Raw genomic sequence first — 19,889 nt, 5'->3', positions numbered from 1 at the left:
GCCCTCATGCCCCAGCCGATCCGCATCAAGGACCACGAAAAAGACGCCCGTCTGGTGCGTGGCCGCGTCGTGTTCGGGGCAATTGCGGTGGTGTCGCTGATCTGTGTGCTGATCGCGCGTCTGTATTTCCTCCAGGTGATTCAGTACGAATACCACTCGACCCTGTCGGAAAACAACCGTGTCCATGTGCAGCCGATTCCGCCAACGCGCGGGCTGATTTTCGACCGCAATGGCGTGGTGGTGGCCGATAACCGGCCCAGCTTCAGCTTGAGCATGACCCGTGAGCGCTCCGGCGACTGGCAGCAAGTGCTAGACGTCATTGTCGAAGTGCTGGAGCTGACGCCCGAGGACCGGGTGATCTTCGAGAAGCGCATGCGTCAGGGGCGTCGGCCGTTCGAGCCGGTGCCGATCCTGTTTGAACTGACCGAAGAACAGATCGCCCGCATTGCGGTGAATCAGTTCCGTCTGCCGGGTGTGGAAGTGGTTGCGCAGTTGGTGCGTCACTATCCGCAAGGCGCGCACTTTGCGCACTCGGTGGGTTACATGGGGCGGATCAACGAGAAAGAGCTGAAGTCGCTCGATCCGGTCAATTACAGCGGCACCCACCACATCGGCAAAACCGGTATCGAGCGCTTCTACGAGCCCGAGCTGCACGGTCAGGTGGGTTACGAAGAAGTCGAGACCAACGCTCGAGGCCGTGTATTGCGCGTGCTCAAGCGTACCGATCCGATTCCCGGCAAGGACATCGTCCTGAGCCTGGACATCAAATTGCAGGAAGCGGCCGAAGCCGCACTCGGCGGTCGTCGTGGTGCGGTGGTGGCGCTGGACCCGAAAACCGGCGAAGTGCTGGCGATGGTCAGTGCGCCGAGTTTCGATCCGAACCTGTTCGTCACCGGCATCGGCTTCAAAGCCTATGCCGAGCTGCGCGATTCCATCGACCGGCCACTGTTCAACCGCGTGCTGCGCGGCCTCTACCCGCCGGGCTCGACCATCAAGCCGGCGGTGGCGATTGCCGGGCTGGATGCTGGTGTCGTGACTGCGTCGAGTCGGGTCTACGATCCCGGCTATTACCAGTTGCCCAATTACGACCACAAATACCGTAACTGGAACCGTACCGGCGACGGCTACGTCGATCTGGACACGGCGATCATGCGTTCCAATGACACCTACTTCTACGACCTGGCCCACAAGCTGGGGATCGATCGGTTGTCGGCTTACATGGGCAAGTTCGGCATCGGCCAGAAGGTCTCGCTGGACATGTTCGAAGAGTCACCGGGGCTGATGCCGACACGGGAATGGAAGCGTGCAACCCGACGTCAGGCCTGGTACCCGGGAGAAACACTGATTCTCGGGATTGGGCAGGGCTACATGCAGTCCACGCCGTTGCAGCTGGCCCAGGCCACCGCGCTGGTCGCCAACAAAGGTGTCTGGAACCGTCCGCACCTGGCCAAGACCGTCGAAGGCGAGAAGCCGAAGGACGAAAACCCGATGCCGGACATCGTCCTGCGTGACCCGTCCGACTGGACCAAGGTCAATCACGGGATGCAGCAGGTCATGCACGGTGCCCGTGGTACGGCGCGCAAAGCGGCGATCGGTTCGCAATACCGCATCGCGGGTAAAAGTGGGACGGCCCAGGTGGTCGCGATCAAGCAGGGCGAGAAGTACGACCGCTCCAAGGTTCAGGAACGCCATCGCGACCACGCCTTGTTCGTCGGCTTCGCGCCGGCCGACAACCCGCAAATCGTGGTGTCGGTGATGGTCGAGAACGGTGAATCCGGCTCCGGCGTCGCCGCACCGGTGGTGCGTCAAATCATGGATGCCTGGCTTCTGGACCAGGACGGTCGGTTGAAGGCCGAATACGCCAGCCCTATCAGTGCGGAGGCTACGGCCCGTGAAGAGTAATTTCGATCGCATCCTCTCCAGCGAGGATGTGATGCGTCGCCGTGCGACGCTGTTGCAACGCATGCACATCGACGGCCCGTTGCTGATCCTGCTGCTGACCCTCGCCGCTGGAAGCCTGTTCGTGCTGTATTCGGCCAGCGGCAAGAGCTGGGATCTGCTGGCCAAACAAGCCACTTCGTTCGGCATCGGCCTGGTGTCGATGATCGTCATCGCCCAATTCGAGCCGCGCTTCATGGCCCGTTGGGTGCCAGTCGGTTATGTGCTTGGCGTGCTGTTGCTGGTGGTGGTGGACGTCATGGGCCATAACGCCATGGGGGCCACGCGCTGGATCAACATTCCCGGGGTGATCCGCTTCCAGCCCTCGGAATTCATGAAGATCCTGATGCCGGCGACCATCGCCTGGTACTTGTCCAAGCGCACCTTGCCGCCGCAGCTCAAGCATGTGGGCGTCAGTCTGTTTCTGATCGGGCTGCCCTTCATCCTGATCGTGCGCCAGCCCGACCTCGGTACTTCGTTGCTGATCCTGGCGGGTGGCGCATTCGTTCTGTTCATGGGCGGCCTGCGCTGGCGCTGGATCCTCAGCGTGATTGCCGCGGCGGTGCCGGTGGCAGTCGCCATGTGGTACTTCGTCATGCACGAATACCAGAAGCAGCGAGTCCTGACCTTCCTCGATCCCGAAAGCGATCCGCTGGGCACTGGCTGGAACATCATTCAATCGAAAGCCGCCATCGGTTCCGGCGGTGTGTTCGGCAAGGGCTGGTTGCTCGGCACTCAGTCGCACCTGGACTTCCTGCCGGAAAGCCACACCGACTTCATTATTGCGGTCATGGGCGAAGAATTCGGCCTGGTGGGTATCTGCGCACTGCTGCTGATTTACCTGCTGTTGATCGGCCGCGGACTGGTGATTACCGCTCAGGCCCAGACATTGTTCGGCAAATTGCTCGCGGGCAGCCTGACCATGACGTTTTTTGTTTACGTTTTCGTCAACATCGGTATGGTCAGTGGCCTGTTGCCGGTTGTGGGGGTGCCGTTGCCGTTCATTAGCTACGGAGGAACTTCGCTGGTGACGCTGCTGTCAGCGTTTGGGGTTTTGATGTCGATCCATACCCATCGTAAGTGGATCGCTCAGGTTTGAATAAGGTGAAGATTTCAATGCAAGTAATGCGTGGCTGGGCGACTCGATACGCGCCATGGGTCGGCCTGGTAAGCATCCTTGGCACAGCGCAGGATGCGTTGGCCGGCGATTACGAAGGCTCACCCCAGGTGGCCGAATTCGTCGGTGAAATGACCCGCGACTACGGTTTCGCCGGTGAACAACTGATGGGTGTGTTCCGCGAAGCCGAGCGCAAGCAGTCGATTCTGGACGCGATCTCGAAACCGGCCGAGCGGGTCAAGCAGTGGAACGAATATCGCCCGATGTTCATCACCGACGCGCGCATCGCCCGTGGTGTGGACTTCTGGCGTCAGCACGAGGCGGTACTGGCCCGCGCGGAGCAGGAATACGGCGTGCCGGCGCAGGTTATTGTTTCGATCATCGGCGTTGAGACCTTTTTTGGCCGTAATACCGGCAATTTTCGGGTAATCGACGCCTTGTCGACCCTGGGTTTCGACTATCCTCCCCGTGCCGAATTTTTCCGCAAGGAATTGCGTGAGTTCCTGTTGCTGGCCCGGGAAGAGCAGGTCGATCCGCTGACGCTCAAGGGCTCTTACGCTGGCGCGATGGGCTTGCCGCAGTTCATGCCGAGCAGCTTCCGTGCCTATGCAGTGGATTTTGACGGTGACGGCCACATTAATATCTGGACCAATCCGGACGATGCCATTGGCAGCGTCGCCAGTTATTTCAAGCGTCACGGCTGGGTCGCCGGCGAACCGGTGGTCAGCCGCGCCGATGTGCGTGGCGATCAGGTGGACGAAGGTTTGACCACGGGCATCGAACCGACTAAAACCGTCGGGGAGTTGCGGGCGTTGGGGTGGTCAAGTCATGATGCGCTGCGCGATGATATGCCGGTCACGGCTTTCCGCCTGGAAGGTGACAATGGCCCCGAATACTGGATGGGCCTGACGAATTTTTACGCGATCACGCGTTATAACCGCAGCGTGATGTACGCCATGGCCGTACATCAACTGTCTGAACAGCTGGTCCAAGCACGGGGCGTCAAGTAATGCGGGCATTGCCTATGAATAAACCCCTGAAGCTGATGGCATTCGCCGCGTTGGCGGTGCTGGTCGCCAGTTGTTCGACCAGCCGCGCGCCGACCCAAAAGTCTTCCACCGCCGTGCGCGCAGCGCCAGGCCTGGACATCAACCGCGCGCACAAAGATGGCGCGCCGTGGTGGGACGTCGATGTATCGCGCATCCCGGATGCCACGCCGACCCTGCATACAGGTCCTTATAAAGCCAACCCATACACCGTGCTGGGCAAGACTTATTTCCCGTTGCAGGAATCCAAGACCTACGTGGCCTCGGGCACTGCGTCCTGGTATGGCACCAAGTTCCACGGTCAGAACACCGCCAATGGCGAGGTTTACGACCTGTACGGCATGAGTGCTGCTCACAAGACCTTGCCACTGCCGAGTTACGTTCGGGTGACCAACCTGGACAACAACAAGAGCGTAGTCCTGCGGGTCAACGACCGCGGGCCGTTCTACTCGGACCGAATCATCGACTTGTCCTACGCGGCCGCCAAGAAGCTCGGCTATGCCGAAACCGGCACCGCGCGGGTCAAGGTCGAAGGCATTGACCCGCAGCAATGGTGGGCAGCCAAAGGCCGTCCGGCGCCGTTGATGCTTAACGAGCCGCAAATCTCGCAAAATAGCGCCCCGACGATTACGGCTTCGGCCGGCACCGTCGAACAATGGACGCCACCGCCGCAGCAGCACGCCGCGGCCGTGGTGCCCTCGCCGATCGATGCAAAAAAAAACGCTTCTGTACCAGCCTCTGGCCAGTATCTGCAGGTGGGCGCGTTCGCCAACCCGGACGCTGCAGAACTCCTGAGATCGAAGCTCAGCGGGATGGTGAGCGCTCCGGTGTTCATCAGTTCGATCGTGCGCAATCAACAGACGCTGCATCGGGTGCGCCTGGGGCCGATCGGCTCGCCGGGTGAAATCCAGCAAGTGCAGAACAGTGTGCGCCTGGCCAATCTCGGTTCGCCGAGCCTGGTCACTGCCGAGTAATGCGTAGTACTTGATTGAAGGTTCGCTTGCGGTTTGGGGGGTGGACCTGGTTGTTGGCTCGTTGAAGAACAAAAGCCCGGCAAGGGTTCTGAGTGAACAACTGAACACGCGACAGCTCGTAGGATTTGTTCGAAAACTCGCCGAGCGGCGATCAGGCAAGGCAAAAACAGGTGAGGAAGCGGAGTGTAGGGGACCTACATGAGCATTCCGAGCCTGTTTTAACGCCGCATGATCGTCGCGCAGGCAGTTTTGGACAAAGCCTGAAAGCTGTCTGATTAGTTTTGCCCTTGGGCAGTTTCCATTAGCAATTTCGAGAGACGGATGAACATCACCACCTTTGCCAAACGCCTGTGCCTGCTAGTCCCGCTGCTCCTCTCGCCTGCCGCTTTCGCGGTCGAGATGATGCCGTCGCCACCGCAACTGGCCGCCAAAGCCTATGTACTCATGGACGCCAGCAGCGGCAACGTGCTGGTGGAGAACAACGGTGACCAGCGTCTGCCTCCGGCCAGCCTGACCAAGCTGATGACCGCGTACATCGCGACCCTGGAAATTCGTCGTGGCCAGATCGGTGAAAACGATCCGGTGACCGTCAGCGAAAACGCCTGGCGTACCGGCGGTTCGCGGATGTTCATCAAGGTCGGCTCGCAGGTCACTGTCAGCGACCTGCTGCACGGCATCATCATCCAGTCGGGCAACGACGCCAGCGTTGCGCTCTCCGAGCACATCGCCGGCAGCGAAGACGCTTTCGCCGATCTGATGAACAAAACCGGCGCTGAACTGGGCCTGACCAATACCCACTTCATGAATCCGACCGGTCTGCCAAACCCTGAGCACTACTCGTCGGCTCACGACATGGCGGTGCTGGCTCGCGCGATCATCCACGAAGACCCGGCTCACTACGCGATCTACTCGCAGAAAGAGTTCTTCTGGAACGGCATCAAGCAGCCTAACCGCAACCTGCTGCTGTGGCGCGACAAGACCGTCGACGGTCTGAAAACCGGTCACACCGACGAAGCTGGCTACTGCATGGTGTCTTCGGCCGTACGTGATGGCATGCGCCTGATCGCCGTGGTGTTCGGCACTAACAGCGATGTGGCTCGCGCCTCTGAGACCCAGAAGCTGCTGACTTACGGTTTCCGCTTCTTCGAAACCCAGACGTTCTATCAGAAAGGCGCCGAGCTGGCTCAGGCTCCTGTCTGGAAAGGCACCACCAATCAAGTCAAGGCCGGCCTGGCCCAAGACCTGACCATGACCCTGCCAAAAGGCCAGCTGAAAAAGCTCGCCGCCAGCATGACCATGAACCCGCAACTGATTGCGCCAATCGCCAAGGGCGACGTAATCGGTAAAGTCGAAGTGAAGCTGGACGACAAAGTCGTGCATAGCGCTGACCTGATCGCTCTGGACGCGGTCGACGAGGGTGGTATCTTCCGCCGCATGTGGGATAGCATCCGTCTATTCTTCTACGGCTTGTTCAACTGAATTAGTGTGGACTTGCATGGCCCTGTTCCAATCCGGAACGGGGCCATGTCCGTTGCCACGGCTTACGAGGCCGTTACGCCATGACAGACAACGAAGTAAAGGCGCCAAAAATCGAATTCCCCTGCGCGGATTACCCTATCAAGGTGATCGGCGACACCGGCGTGGGTTTCAAGGACAAGATCATCGCGATCCTTGAGAAACACGCGACCGTTGACCACAAGACCCTGGCCGAGCGCCAGAGTACCAACGGCAAGTACACGACCATCCAGCTGCACATCATCGCCACCGGTCAAGAACAGCTGTACGACATCAACAGCGAGTTGCGGGCTACCGGTTTCGTGCACATGGTGCTGTGATGTCTGGCACGCTGGGCTTTCGCGAGCTCGGCCAGATGGCTTACGAGCCGGTCTGGCATGCCATGCAACGCTTCACCAACGAACGCGGCAGCGATGCCGCGGACGAGATCTGGCTGGTCGAGCACCCACCGGTGTTCACCCAGGGGCAGGCCGGCAAGGCCGAGCATGTGTTGCTCCCGGGAGATATTCCGGTAGTAAAGGTTGATCGCGGTGGTCAAGTGACTTATCACGGTCCCGGCCAGTTGGTGGCCTACCTGTTGCTCGACGTACGCAAGCTGGGTTTCGGTGTGCGTGACCTGGTCAGCCGCATGGAACAATGCCTGATCGAGTTGCTGGCCAGCTACGGCGTCACTGCCGTGGCCAAGCCGGATGCTCCGGGTGTCTACGTCAATGGGGCGAAAATCGCTTCTCTGGGTCTGCGGATCCGCCACGGTTGCTCCTTTCATGGCCTGGCCCTGAATGTGGACATGAACCTGGAACCGTTTCGACGGATTAATCCCTGCGGCTACGCCGGGCTGGCGATGACCCAGCTGAGCGATCACGCAGGATCGATTGAATTTGCCGAGGTAAGTGCCCGGCTGCGCGCGCAGCTCGTCAAACACCTCGACTATGCTGAGCAGACGACCCTAACGGGCGGAATCGACTGATATGACTACTGATGCAGTGCAAACCATGATCCCGACGCTGGATGTCACCGAGCGTCCGGCCCCGCGTGCCAAGGTTGAAGCCGGCGTCAAGCTGCGCGGCGCCGAGAAGGTTGCACGTATCCCGGTGAAGATCATTCCGACCACCGAACTGCCGAAGAAACCAGACTGGATTCGCGTGCGTATCCCGGTTTCCCCGGAAGTCGACCGCATCAAGGCCCTGCTGCGCAAACACAAGCTGCACAGTGTCTGCGAAGAAGCGTCCTGCCCAAACCTTGGCGAATGTTTCTCCGGCGGCACCGCGACCTTCATGATCATGGGTGACATCTGCACCCGTCGCTGCCCGTTCTGCGACGTTGGCCACGGTCGTCCGAAGCCACTGGACGTCAACGAGCCGGAAAGCCTGGCCATCGCCATCGCCGACCTGAAACTCAAGTACGTAGTGATCACCTCGGTTGACCGCGATGACCTGCGTGACGGCGGTGCCCAGCACTTTGCCGATTGCATCCGCGAGATTCGCAAACTGTCGCCGAACGTGCAGCTCGAAACCCTGGTTCCGGACTACCGTGGCCGCATGGACGTTGCACTGGAAATCACCGCTGCCGAGCCACCGGATGTGTTTAACCACAACCTGGAAACCGTGCCGCGCCTGTACAAGGCCGCGCGTCCGGGTTCGGATTACCAGTGGTCGCTGACCCTGCTGCAACGCTTCAAGCAGATGATGCCGCACATTCCGACCAAGTCCGGCCTGATGCTGGGTCTGGGCGAGACCGACGAAGAAGTGATCGAAGTCATGAAGCGCATGCGCGAACACGACATCGACATGCTGACCCTGGGCCAGTACCTGCAACCGTCCCGCAGCCACTTGCCGGTGGAGCGTTTTGTGCACCCGGATACCTTCGCCTGGTTCGCCGAGGAAGGTTACAAAATGGGCTTCAAGAACGTCGCTTCCGGCCCGCTGGTACGTTCCTCGTACCACGCCGACGAGCAGGCGAAACTGGTTAAAGCTGAATTGATGTCGTCCTTGTAACAAAGCGCCCGCAAGGCTTTTCAGCCTTGCGGGGGTTTTTGTTGGCCGTGTCTACGGCCACTACAGTCTTTTCCTGCAACCTGCGGGGCGACTGATCCTCTTCTGTTTGCCCCCGTTCCTGACTACTGTGTGCTGAAGCTTTTTTTGCGCAGGGAGATTCATGGATGACCGTTCGACCGACTCACACCCTTTGTCCTCACGCACCCGTTCCGGCCTTACCGTCGCAAGGGCTGATCGGCGTTATTGCGCCCGCCGGTCCCGCAGCGCTGGACACCGATAAAGCCATCGCCTGGATGCGCGCTCGCGGATATTCACTGCGGGTTTTTCCCAGCGTGTACGAGAAAGACGATTACCTGGCCGGCAGTGATGATGTACGCCTCAATGACCTGCACGCCGCGTTCGCCGACAGTGAGGTCGACGCCATCATTTGCTTGCGTGGGGGTTACGGTACGCCGCGGTTGCTCGATCGCATCGACTTTGAGCTGCTGCGCAACAATGCCAAGCCGTTCATCGGCTACAGCGACATCACCGCGCTGCACTTGGCGATCAGCCGTTATGCGGGATTCGTAACCTTTCATGGCCCGATGCTCAACGCCGACCTGCTGGGTGACAAGCAAAAACCTACCGAGTCTTCATTCTTCAACATGCTCAGAGGACAGGTGAAGGCGGGCAGCGTGCTAGCGCACCCGGTCGCCTACCCGTTGACGACGATTGAGCCTGGTGTCGCTCACGGGCGCTTGCTGGGGGGCAATCTGTCGCTGATCGCCGCGACCATGGGTACGCCGTATGAGATGGATGCCGAGGGCGTCATCCTGTTCATCGAGGACATTAACGAGCCGCTGTATCGCATCGACCGGCTACTGACCCATCTGCGTCTGGCCGGCATGCTGCACAAGCTGCGCGGGGTTCTGGTGGGGGATGTGGCGGGGGTTGATACGGTTGCGTTGGAGCGCTTGCTCAAGCAGACCTTTGCGCCTTTGCGGATACCGGTGTTGGCAGGGTGGCGCAGCGGGCATTGCGATCCGAACCTGACGTTGCCGATGGGAGCGTTGGTGAGGCTGGATGCGGGTAACAAGGAATTGGTGTTGGAGCAGGATGTGGTGGTCAAGCGGTAGTTCGATAACGCCTGTCAGTAAGTCTTCGCGGGCAAGCCTCGCTCCTACAAGATGGTGTCATCCCGTCGGAGCGAGGCTTGCCCGCGAAGCTTTTTAACGGTTACGCAGGCCTTCGAGCAGCTTGTGCGTCGGATACCCGTCCGCCGGCCAGCCAAACGACTGCTGGGCACTGCGGATCGCCTTGCGGGTGTTGGCGCCGATAATGCCGTCAGCATTGCCCGCGTCATAATTCTGCGCGCTCAGCAAGCTTTGCAATTCGATCCGCTCGGTGCGGCTCAACGGCAAATCATCTTTTGGCCAAGTGCCGTTGATCAGGCCGATGCCGTTGAAACGCTCGGACAACAGGCTAACGGCCAAGGCGTAAGACGACGAGTTGTTGTACTTGAGGATCGCGCGGAAGTTGTCGAGGACCAGGAACGCCGGGCCACGGTAACCGGCCGGCAGCAGCAGGGCGGCTGACAGGTGTTCGGAGCCTGGCGGAACCTGGCCGCCATTGGGCAGGGTGACACCCAGTTGCAGCCATTCAGCGACGCTCTTGCGGATCGTGCCATCGGCCAGGACGTAGTTGAAACTGCCCGGTAGCTGCACTTCAAAGCCCCACGGCTGGCCTTTCTGCCAGCCTGAGCTTTGCAGGTAGTGCGCCGTCGAGGCCAGCGCGTCGGCCGGGCTGCCCCAGATGTCGCGGCGGCCGTCGCCATCGAAATCCACGGCGTGGGTGTTGTAGGTGGTTGGGATGAACTGGGTCTGGCCCATGGCGCCGGCCCAGGAACCGAGCATTTTTTCCGGTTCGATATCACCTTGTTGCAGGATCTGCAGGGCGGCGATCAGTTGCGCGTGGGCAAATCCAGGGCGTCGGCCTTCATAGGCCAGGGTCGCCAGGGAATTAATCACCGACTTGTTGCCCTGGAACTGCCCGAAGTTACTTTCCATGCCCCACACCGAGACCAGTGCCTGACGATCGACGCCGTAGCGCTGTTCGATGCTTTGCAGGATGTCGGCGTACTGGCTGACCAGCGCCTGGCCTTTGTGTACCCGCAGCGGCGAAAGGGCGCCGTCGAGGTATTCCCACACCGGGCGGGAGAATTCCGGCTGGCTGCGGTCGGCACGGATCACGCTGGTGTCGAGGCTGACATTGGCGAAAGCGCGGTCGAACAGGTCGGCGCGGATACCGGCGGCCAGAGCGTCCTTGCGGAAACCCGCCTGCCATTCGGCGAAGGTCTGGGTGGGCTGGATGTCGAGGTTTTCACCGGTCGGAACCACGGGTGGAATGACCGCAGGGGCTGTCGCGACGGGGAGGGTCTGAAGCGGCTTGGCGTCGGCTGCGGTGGGTTTTTCCGCGCAGGCAACAAGCAAAATGAGGCTGGAGGCGGCGATCAGTTGGCGCAGGGGCCAACGACGGGAAATACAAAGGGGCATGCACGGGTCCAGGGAGTACGAATCAGGTGCAGACCTTAACATGTTGAGCGAGCGCTTGCCTTTCAGGCCGCCAGAAAGTAAGAAGCCTCCCAGTTATTAGACTGGAAGGCTTCGCGGCGGTAGCTGCCTTTGCCCTTGCCGGCTCGTTCCTGACGGCTGCGGAACAGAGGCTGGGCGATGATGGATTTGGCCTTGTTGGGGCCATGCTTCGATGGCTTTTTGCTCATGATGATTTCTCGCAAGTGAGTGGGTTTTGCGGGGCAAATCATCGGCCGAACCAAGGGTTCTGTCTATAGGGCAAATGCAGGTGTGATTTGTAGGAAGAAAAATCAAAAGATCGCAGCCTTCGGCAGCTCCTACAGGGGATTGCATTCTCATGTAGGAGCTGCCGAAGGCTGCGATCTTTTGATCTTACTCAGCGGGCAACGACAATCTTTGGCCGGCCATCAACAACGACAATCGACTCAAACTCATCCACGGCGAACCGGCGGCCTGGCCTTTGATCTGTGCGTCGATGCGCTGCGCTTCCAGCAATAACTGCGCCCAGCGTTGCGCCGAGTAGCGTTGCAAGGCTTTGCTCATCAGCGGTTTGCGTTTGTCCCAGACCGGCGGTCGGGCAGAGCTGAAGGCTTTGTCCAGTGGCACGCCCTGGCTGTACTGCAGCGACAGGTTGGCCAACAGACGCAGCTCCCGGGCCAGCGCCCAGAGAATCACCGGTGGTTCGACGCCTTCACCGCGCAGTCCTTCGAGCATGCGCAAGGCATGAGCCGCTTCGCCGTTGAGAATCGCATCGGTCAGTCCAAAGACATCGAAGCGCGCACTGTCAGCGACGGCCGCTTGCACGGTTTCGACGGTGATCTGACCACCCTCGGCCATCAGTTTGAGCTTTTCGATTTCCTGGGCTGCCGCCAGCAGGTTGCCCTCGACCCGTGCGGCGATCAGTTCCACGGCGTCCTGGCTGGCGGAAAGCCCGGCCTGGGACAACCGTTGACGGATCCAGCTAGGCAACTGGTTGGCCTCTATCGGCCAGATTTGCACAAACTGGGTCTGCTGACCTTCGACCAGCGCCTTGCCCCACTTGGTTTTCTGCGCACTGCCATCCAGTTTCGGCAGGCTGATCAGCAACACCGTGTCTTCGGCGGGCCGTGAGCAGTACTCGATAAACGCGGCAGCGCCTTTGTCACCGGGTTTGCCGGACGGCAGACGCAGTTCCAGCAGGCGCTTTTCGGCGAACAGCGACATGCTCGCGCCGGCTTGCAGCAACGTTCCCCAGTCGAAACTGGCGTCGGCGGCGAAGACCTGGCGCTCGTCGAATCCCTGTTGGCGGGCGGCGGCACGAATGGCGTCGGCGGCTTCCTGGCACAGCAACGGGTCATCGCCACTGATGATGTAGACCGGCGCGAGGGTGCCTTGCAGGTGTTTAGCGAGTTGGGCGGGGGCGAGTTTCATAGGAGAGGTCGAACGGGGCGCCTGAGCGCCCCGTAAGTCTTACTGCTGTGGCAGTTCGATTGGCGACTGGCGCGGGGTTTGCGCTTCAGCCTTCTGTGCCGCTTCCAGTGCATCGGCTTCAGCCTTGGCTCTGGCGTTGGCGGTCTGTTGCATCTGATCCAACTGAGCCGGAGTGAGCTGTTGCAGGCGCAGCATCATGCGTTGTACCAGTTCACGACGGGTTTCCTTGCGGGCGTCGTTGCCTTCCTGGTCGGAACCCACCAGGTTGTTGCCGTCGTGGATAAAGATTTTTTGCACTTCAAGTTTGTCGCTCAGCAGCGTCAAGTTGCTCTCACCACGGATGTCGTAGTTCAGCACTGTGCTCACCTGATACTCGCCAGTACGACCGGCACCTGCGTAGCTGAGGATGCGCTGGCTTTCCTGCTCATCGGTCAGCACCAGTTTGTAAGGTGCACCGCTGTAGACCTTGACGCCGCTGCTTTCCAGCACCTGGCGCAGTTGCGTCACGAGTTCGCCGTAGGCGTTGCGGGCACTCAGGTCGAGTTCCTTGATCGCCAGTTCATTGGTGCCGGTGCCGCGCAGCTGGAAACCGCAGGCGCTCAACAGGACCGCAAGGCCCATCACCAGCAAATTGCGTTTGATCATCTTGTTGCTCCCCTTGAAACCATGTGGGCCGATCTTGCGGCCCGAAAGGTTTTACTCGGCGCCAGGCATGACCTGGCGCCTGATCCAATTAGCTGGCGACGATATTGACCAGTTTCCCGGGCACTACGATCACTTTACGAATGGTCAGACCGTCGACAAAGCGCAGCACGTTCTCGTTGGCCCGTGCGGCGGCTTCGACTTCTTCGCGGCTGGCGCTGGCGGGCATTTCGATGTGGCCGCGCAGCTTGCCGTTGACCTGGATGACCAGTTGCAGGCTGTCCTGCACCAACGCGCTTTCGTCCAGCACCGGCCAAGCGGCGTCGATCACCGGGTCAGCGTGACCCAGTTGATTCCACAGCTCGTGGCTGATGTGCGGCGTGATCGGAGCCAGCAGCAGAGTTACGGCTTCCAGACCTTCGTGAACCAGCGCGCGATCCTGTTCGGTGCCTTGCGGGGCTTTTTCCAGCACGTTCATCAGCGTCATCACCTGAGCGATGGCGGTGTTGAATTTGTGGTTCTGGCCGACGTCGTGGCTGGCCTGCTTGATGGCCTGGTGGATCGAACGGCGAATGGCTTTCTGCTCGTCATTCAGGCTGGCGACGTCCAGTTTGCCCGGCAGGCCCTGAGTGACGTGGGCTTGAGCCAGGCGCCAGACGCGCTTGAGGAAGCGGTGCGAACCTTCTACTCCGGAGTCGGACCATTCCGCGCTCATGTCGGGTGGCGAGGCGAACATCATGAACAGGCGGCAGGTGTCTGCGCCGAACTGGTCAATCATCGACTGTGGGTCAACGCCGTTGTTCTTCGACTTGGCCATCTTCTCGGTGCCGCCGATTTCCACCGGCAGGCCGTCCGCGATCAGCTTGGCGCTGATGACCTTGGCTTTGCTGTCGCGTTCGAGTTCGACGTCCGCCGGGTTGAACCACGTATAGGCACCGTTGGCTTCGCGACGATAGTAAGTCTCCGCGATCACCATGCCTTGGGTCAGCAGGTTCTTGAACGGCTCGTTGGAGCTCACCAGGCCTTCGTCACGCATCAGCTTGTGGAAGAAGCGCGCGTAGAGCAGGTGAAGAATCGCGTGTTCGATGCCGCCGATGTACTGGTCCACCGGCAACCAATGGTCGGCCGCCGCTTTTTCCACCAGTCCGCCTTCATAGTGAGGCGAGGCATAGCGGGCGTAGTACCACGAGGACTCGACGAAGGTGTCCATGGTGTCGGTTTCACGCTTGGCCGGTGCGCCGCATTTCGGGCAGCTGCACTCGTAGAACTCGGGCATGCGTGCCAGTGGCGAACCGGCGCCATCCGGCACGACGTCTTCCGGCAATATGACTGGCAACTGATCTTCCGGGACCGGCACATCACCGCAGGTGTTGCAGTGGATGATCGGGATCGGGCAGCCCCAATAGCGCTGACGGCTGATGCCCCAGTCGCGCAGGCGGAACTGGGTACGCGAGGCACCGAGGTTTTTCTTGATCAACGCGACTTCGATGGCGTCGAACGCACCAACGAAGTCCAGGCCGTCGAACTCACCGGAGTTGATCAGCGTGCCGTGCTCGCCATAAGCGTCCTGCCACGGAGCCGGGTTGGTGTCACCGCAGCTGGTGCGCACCACAGACTTGATAGGCAGGTTGTACTTGGTGGCGAACTCGAAATCACGTTCGTCGTGAGCCGGTACGGCCATGACCGCGCCATCGCCGTAGTGCATCAGCACGTAGTTGGCGACCCACACCGGGAGTTTCTCACCGGTTAGCGGGTGCTCGACGAACAGCGAGGTCGGCAGGCCTTTTTTCTCTTGGGTGGCGACGTCGGCTTCAGCGACGCTGCCGCCCTTGCATTCAGCGATGAACGCTTGCAGCTCAGGGTTGTTCTGCGCGGCCAGGGTGGCCAGATGGTGTTCGGCGGCCACGGCAACGTAGGTTGCGCCCATCAAGGTGTCCGGACGGGTGGTGAAGACTTTCAGCGCGCCGGTTTCGCCGATGGAATCGACGTTGTATGGGAACTGCACTTCCATGCCGCGGGATTTGCCGATCCAGTTGCGCTGCATGGTCTTGACCTGTTCAGGCCAGCCCGGCAAATCGTCGAGGCTCGACAGCAGCTCATCCGCATAGGCGGTGATCTTGAAGTAGTACATCGGGATTTCGCGCTTTTCGATCAGCGCGCCGGAACGCCAGCCGCGACCGTCGATCACCTGTTCGTTGGCCAGGACGGTCTGGTCGACCGGGTCCCAGTTCACGGTGCCGCTTTTCTTGTAAATCACGCCTTTTTCGAACAGGCGAGTGAACAGCCATTGTTCCCAGCGGTAGTAATCAGGCTTGCAGGTGGTGACTTCGCGGGACCAGTCCACCGCGAGGCCCAGGCTGCGCAGCTGGGTTTTCATGTAGGCGATGTTTTCGTAGGTCCACTTGGCGGGCGCTACGTTGTTCTTCATCGCGGCGTTTTCCGCCGGCATGCCGAAAGCGTCCCAACCCATGGGTTGCAGGACGTTCTTGCCTTGCATGCGCTGGTAGCGGGAGATCACGTCGCCGATGGTGTAGTTGCGCACGTGCCCCATGTGTAGCTTGCCGCTGGGGTAAGGGAACATCGACAGGCAGTAGAAAGTCTCCTTGCCTGGCTGTTCACTGACTTCAAAGGACTTTTGCTCGTCCCAGAACGACTGGGCGGCGGCTTCGATTTCACGGGGCTGATATTGTTCGTGCATGGCTACTTTTGAACTGAATAGGGGTGGCCTAATCCTCTTCAATGCAACGCTGGACGGTGATCACGCCAAATCGGCGTTTCGGTGCCCAGACGAGCTGGAAGTGGAGTTACAGGAAGCGCCGTAGCATACATGACCGCACTCTACCGAGGGAAACCCTGATTACTGCTGCGGATCGCCCAAAAAACGCTGCGAGGGCCGTTGGTCGCAGCATTCAGCCGGTTTGTTCATGGAAGCTAAGCTCTAAATGGGGAGTGAGTCTTATCTTCAATGAGGTGATGGATGGTTGAGTCACGGCAAAAAGTTACAAAACCGGAGCTGTACGAAAGATTGATCGATCGTCTGGGAATGGCCCTGGACGCGGCCAAAACCGCTAGCCGGTTACGCGATGAGCGTCCGCTGGAACTGGAATTGCGTGGCTTGAGCCCCGCAGAGTTTGCACTGGTGAAGGCGTATCTCGATCGCAGTGAACGTGAGACACACGGATGCTTGTCAGAAGCAGTGAAGCAACTCGACGCACCACGTTCGGCCAAGATCATCTGGCTCAAGGACAAGGTTCCCGGCAGGGACGCGGTAAAGGTCCGGTCTTTGCAATTCAAGTAAGGACACTGGAAGCAATGTCTGATGTATTTGTGAAGCATAGTCCTTTCGTATTTGTTGTCGCATTGCGTCAACCCACTTAGGCTTCGGGCATCTTTTTGGAGATGCTCGATGCCTTTTCGATATTTCGTTAAACAACTCCTGTTGCCGCCCGGCATTCTTTTGCTGCTGTTGGTGCTTGCCTGGTGGTTGCGTCGCTCAAGACCGCGCCTTGCCGGGTTGTGCTTTGCGCTGGGCGTGGGCGGCTTCTGGCTGATGAGCCTGCCGGTGGTGGTGCAGTGGGGCGCCAAGGCGCTGGAGCGTGAAGCGCCGCTGGCTCGCGATGAATGGGCGACATTGGCGCAGCATGCCGACGCGATTGTAGTGCTTGGTTCGGGGCGTGAGCGGGGCGATCTTGCATGGGGCGCTGATCAGCCAACGGGCGTGGGCCTGGAGCGCGAGCGCTATGCGGCGCGGCTGGCCAAGGCTTCCGGTTTGCCGATTCTGACCAGTGGAGGCCTGCATTACGGCACCCCGCCGACCGAAGCGAAGTTGATGGCGGACTCGTTGCACGATGATTTCGGCGTGGCCGTTCGTTGGCAGGAAGGGCGTAGCCGCACGACCTGGGAGAACGCGCAGTTCAGCGCCGAGGTGTTGTTGCCGGAAGGGATCAAACGCGTGGTTGTCGTGACTCAGGCCTGGCACATGCCGCGAGCGGTCTGGAGTTTCAAAAAGGCAGGATTTGAAGTGGTGCCAGCACCGGTGGGGTTTTTAGGCGTGGACAACGCCCGGCCACTGGGCGGCTGGATGCCGGAATTCAAGGCGATCTGGCAGAGCGGGCAGTTGTTGAATGAGGCGGTGGGGCAGGTCGGATATTCACTTTTCTATCGCTGAACCCTGTGGCGAGGGGGGCTTGCCCCCGTTGGGTCGCGTAGCGGCCCTCATCATTCCTCCCGCCACACCTCATTGTCAGGTTTTGCGACTGCTTCGCAGCCGAACGGGGGCAAGCCCCCTCGCCACAAAAACCCGCCAGTCTCAGACGGTTTTTGCCATCCGGCTAGCCACCAACGCCCAGCCAAACAGCAACACGCAAACAATGATCAGCGGCCACGAACGCCATTCCAGATAAGGCGTCAGGTTATGCATGGGCACCACTTCACCGTACAGAATGCCGCGTTCGAACTGCGGGATTTGCACGGTGATCTGGCCGAACGGGTTGATCAAGCCGGTCACGCCGTTGTTGGTGGCGCGGATCATCCAGCGGCCAGCCTCCAATGCGCGCATCTGCGCCATCTGTAAATGTTGCAGCGGGCCGATGGACGTGCCGAACCAGGTGTCATTGCTGATGGTCAGCAGCAGATCGCTACGCGCCGCCAGGCTGGCGGCGAATTCCGGGTAAACCACTTCGTAGCAGATGAACGGCGCAATCTGATAGCCCTTGGCTTGCAGCATCGCCTGATCGGCGGGACCGCGGGCGAAGTCCGACATCGGCAGATCGAAGAAAGCGATCAGCCCGCGCAGCACGTCCTGTAACGGAACATATTCGCCAAACGGCACCAGCTTCTGTTTGAGGTAAGTGCCATCGCCTTCGCCCGCGACGGTGATGCCGTTGTAGAAACGCTTCTGGTGATGGACTTCCTCGCGAATCGGTACGCCGGTAATCAGTGCGGACTTACGCTCTGCTGCGAAGTTTCCCATCATGTTCAGGTAGCCCTCGGCGGACTCCTTGAGCACCGGGATGGCCGTTTCCGGCCAGATCAGCAAGTCGACCGGTTTCGAGCTGAAGCTCATGTCGCGGTACAGCGCCAACTGCGCGTTGAGCTGCGCCGGGTCCCACTTCATGCTCTGTTCGATGTTGCCCTGAATCGCCGCGACACTCAGTGGAGCACCCGCCGGGGTTGTCCAGGCGTGTTCCTTGAGCGCCATGCCGACCACCCAAGGGCCGACCAGCAGCAACACACCTGCGGCGATGAAACCTTTGCGGCCGGTGCGCACCAGACGCAAAGCGTTATAGATCAGCGCTGCCGTCAGGGCCAGGGTGAAGGAAATCAGCCACATCCCGCCGAGCGGTGCGAGCCCGGACAACGGGCCGTCGAGCTGACTGTAGCCGGAGTAAAGCCAGGGGAAACCAGTCAGGAACCAGCCGCGAAAGGCTTCCTGACCGACCCACAATGCCGCAAACGCCAGGGCGTCGGCCAGCGGCGCTTCGTTACGGCGCAGCCAGCGCGCCCAGATCCAGGCGGGCAGGGCGAAGAACCAGGCAATCGCCGCCGTGAAGATCAGCATCAGGAAACCGGCCAGCAGCACCGAAGCGCCGCCGAAGTGGTGAATGCTGTAGTAGATCCAACTGGTACCAGCGCCAAACAGGCCGAAACCGAAACACCAGCCACGGCCCAGAGCCTGGCGTGGGTTCAGCTCGCGTAAGCCGGCATAGAAGAAACCGACCGCCAGCAACGCCAACGGCCAGATATCGAACGGCGCCAGGGCCAGGGTGGTGAGTGCACCGGCCGCCACGGCCAGCAGGTTACCGGGCCAGCCGGGGCGGGTTACGCGGAGCATGTCAATCCTTAACGGGCAATGGGTGTCAGGCGCAGCAGGTGAATCCGACGGCTGTCGGCGTTCAGGATGCGGAAGCGATAAGGGCCGATTTCAGTGATTTCGTTGCGTTTTGGCAGGTGCCCGAACGCGCTCATCACCAGACCGCCGACAGTGTCGAATTCGTCATCGGAGAATTGGCTGTCGAAGAACTCGTTGAAGTTCTCGATCGGCGTCAGGGCCTTGATCAGGAAGTCACCGCTGGGCAGCGGTTTGATGTAACTGTCTTCTTCGACGTCATGCTCGTCTTCGATGTCGCCGACGATCTGTTCCAGCACGTCTTCGATGGTCACCAGGCCGGCCACGCCGCCGTATTCGTCAATGACGATGGCCATGTGGTTGTGGTTGGCGCGGAACTCGCGCAGCAGCACATTCAGACGCTTGGACTCGGGCACGAAGGTGGCCGGGCGCAGCAAGTCCTTGATGTTGAAGCTGTCGCCGTTCTCCTTGAGGATCAACGGCAGCAAGTCCTTGGCCAGCAACACGCCCATCACGTCATCGTGGCTTTCGCCGATCACCGGGTAGCGGGAGTGGGCCGAGTCGACCACGGCAGGCAGGAACTCGCGGGGTGTCTGGGTCGCCTTGATGCTGATCATCTGCGAGCGCGGGACCATGATGTCCCGTACTTGCAGGTCAGCGACCTGGATGGCGCCTTCGACGATGGCCAGCGCTTCGCTGTCCAGCAACTTGTTTTGGTGTGCATCGCGCAGCAGCTCCAGCAGCTCCTGGCGGTTCTTCGGCTCGTGGGCAAAAGCCTGGGTGAGCTTGCCCAGCCATGACTTTTGCCCGTTGCTCGATCGATCTTCGCTCATAG

At 60.3% G+C, this 19,889-nt stretch carries 18 protein-coding genes; 11 read left to right on the top strand and 7 right to left on the bottom strand.

What is annotated here, in order from left to right:
• The first annotated feature begins 6 nt into the window (after positions 1 to 6).
• The 9 genes from mrdA to ACA056_RS25290 all read left to right on the top strand — a co-directional run bounded on the left by mrdA (position 7) and on the right by ACA056_RS25290 (position 9,699).
• Positions 7 to 1,902 (top strand): penicillin-binding protein 2, encoded by a 1,896-nt coding sequence (mrdA, locus tag ACA056_RS25330; protein WP_497268597.1) that lies wholly within the window; start codon positions 7 to 9, stop codon positions 1,900 to 1,902.
• A gap of 31 nt (positions 1,903 to 1,933) precedes the next feature.
• Complete coding sequence (gene rodA / locus ACA056_RS25325) at positions 1,934 to 3,037, top strand: rod shape-determining protein RodA (RefSeq protein WP_497273598.1); 1,104 nt, start codon at positions 1,934 to 1,936, stop codon at positions 3,035 to 3,037.
• A gap of 17 nt (positions 3,038 to 3,054) precedes the next feature.
• Positions 3,055 to 4,065 (top strand): lytic murein transglycosylase B, encoded by a 1,011-nt coding sequence (mltB, locus tag ACA056_RS25320; RefSeq protein ID WP_033054151.1) that lies wholly within the window; start codon positions 3,055 to 3,057, stop codon positions 4,063 to 4,065.
• On the top strand, positions 4,065 to 5,075 hold the full coding sequence (locus ACA056_RS25315) for a septal ring lytic transglycosylase RlpA family protein (protein ID WP_497268595.1): 1,011 nt from the start codon (positions 4,065 to 4,067) through the stop codon (positions 5,073 to 5,075). The genes mltB and ACA056_RS25315 overlap by 1 nt, the downstream gene beginning before the upstream one ends.
• Positions 5,076 to 5,396: 321 nt before the next feature.
• On the top strand, positions 5,397 to 6,554 hold the full coding sequence (locus tag ACA056_RS25310; protein WP_497268593.1) for a D-alanyl-D-alanine carboxypeptidase family protein: 1,158 nt from the start codon (positions 5,397 to 5,399) through the stop codon (positions 6,552 to 6,554).
• An 80-nt stretch (positions 6,555 to 6,634) separates the two neighbouring features.
• Positions 6,635 to 6,910, top strand: coding sequence for a DUF493 domain-containing protein (locus tag ACA056_RS25305; protein ID WP_129440902.1), 276 nt, complete (start codon positions 6,635 to 6,637; stop codon positions 6,908 to 6,910).
• Entirely contained in the window at positions 6,910 to 7,557 is a 648-nt protein-coding gene (lipB, locus tag ACA056_RS25300; protein ID WP_095130754.1) for a lipoyl(octanoyl) transferase LipB, read from the top strand. The genes ACA056_RS25305 and lipB overlap by 1 nt, the downstream gene beginning before the upstream one ends.
• Position 7,558: 1 nt before the next feature.
• The gene (gene lipA / locus ACA056_RS25295; RefSeq protein ID WP_010467371.1) at positions 7,559 to 8,584 is read left to right on the top strand and encodes a lipoyl synthase; all 1,026 of its coding nucleotides are present in this window, start codon (positions 7,559 to 7,561) and stop codon (positions 8,582 to 8,584) included.
• Between the two features lie 164 nt (positions 8,585 to 8,748).
• Complete coding sequence (locus ACA056_RS25290) at positions 8,749 to 9,699, top strand: S66 peptidase family protein (RefSeq protein WP_497268590.1); 951 nt, start codon at positions 8,749 to 8,751, stop codon at positions 9,697 to 9,699.
• Positions 9,700 to 9,792: 93 nt separating this feature from the next.
• Here ACA056_RS25290 and ACA056_RS25285 read toward each other — a convergent pair whose 3' ends face one another.
• The 5 genes from ACA056_RS25285 to leuS form a co-directional block, all read right to left on the bottom strand.
• Positions 9,793 to 11,115, bottom strand: coding sequence for a lytic murein transglycosylase (locus tag ACA056_RS25285; RefSeq protein ID WP_497268588.1), 1,323 nt, complete (start codon positions 11,113 to 11,115; stop codon positions 9,793 to 9,795).
• A 62-nt stretch (positions 11,116 to 11,177) separates the two neighbouring features.
• Positions 11,178 to 11,342: an alternative ribosome rescue factor ArfA gene (arfA, locus tag ACA056_RS25280; protein ID WP_477800438.1), complete on the bottom strand. Its 165-nt coding sequence runs from the start codon at positions 11,340 to 11,342 to the stop codon at positions 11,178 to 11,180.
• A gap of 184 nt (positions 11,343 to 11,526) precedes the next feature.
• Positions 11,527 to 12,564 (bottom strand): DNA polymerase III subunit delta, encoded by a 1,038-nt coding sequence (gene holA / locus ACA056_RS25275; protein ID WP_497268586.1) that lies wholly within the window; start codon positions 12,562 to 12,564, stop codon positions 11,527 to 11,529.
• Between the two features lie 39 nt (positions 12,565 to 12,603).
• Positions 12,604 to 13,209, bottom strand: a complete 606-nt coding sequence (locus ACA056_RS25270) for an LPS-assembly lipoprotein LptE (RefSeq protein WP_497268584.1) — start codon at positions 13,207 to 13,209, stop codon at positions 12,604 to 12,606.
• Between the two features lie 88 nt (positions 13,210 to 13,297).
• Positions 13,298 to 15,904 (bottom strand): leucine--tRNA ligase, encoded by a 2,607-nt coding sequence (gene leuS / locus ACA056_RS25265; protein ID WP_497268582.1) that lies wholly within the window; start codon positions 15,902 to 15,904, stop codon positions 13,298 to 13,300.
• Positions 15,905 to 16,183: 279 nt separating this feature from the next.
• On the opposite strand from leuS, the gene ACA056_RS25260 reads away from it, so the two are divergent.
• Both ACA056_RS25260 and ACA056_RS25255 read left to right on the top strand, forming a co-directional pair.
• The gene (locus tag ACA056_RS25260) at positions 16,184 to 16,504 is read left to right on the top strand and encodes a hypothetical protein (RefSeq protein ID WP_497268580.1); all 321 of its coding nucleotides are present in this window, start codon (positions 16,184 to 16,186) and stop codon (positions 16,502 to 16,504) included.
• Between the two features lie 108 nt (positions 16,505 to 16,612).
• A complete protein-coding gene (locus ACA056_RS25255) occupies positions 16,613 to 17,374 on the top strand; it encodes a YdcF family protein (RefSeq protein WP_497268578.1) in 762 nt (253 codons plus the stop codon).
• Positions 17,375 to 17,515: 141 nt separating this feature from the next.
• Here ACA056_RS25255 and lnt read toward each other — a convergent pair whose 3' ends face one another.
• Together lnt and ACA056_RS25245 are read right to left on the bottom strand one after the other, a co-directional pair.
• Positions 17,516 to 19,039 (bottom strand): apolipoprotein N-acyltransferase, encoded by a 1,524-nt coding sequence (lnt, locus tag ACA056_RS25250; RefSeq protein ID WP_497268576.1) that lies wholly within the window; start codon positions 19,037 to 19,039, stop codon positions 17,516 to 17,518.
• An 8-nt stretch (positions 19,040 to 19,047) separates the two neighbouring features.
• A complete protein-coding gene (locus tag ACA056_RS25245; protein WP_008152854.1) occupies positions 19,048 to 19,887 on the bottom strand; it encodes a CorC family transporter in 840 nt (279 codons plus the stop codon).
• Positions 19,888 to 19,889 lie beyond the last annotated feature (2 nt).

The sequence above is a fragment of the Pseudomonas sp. LBUM1666 genome (assembly GCF_059695775.1).
This window is presented reverse-complemented; position numbering and strand designations above follow the sequence as displayed.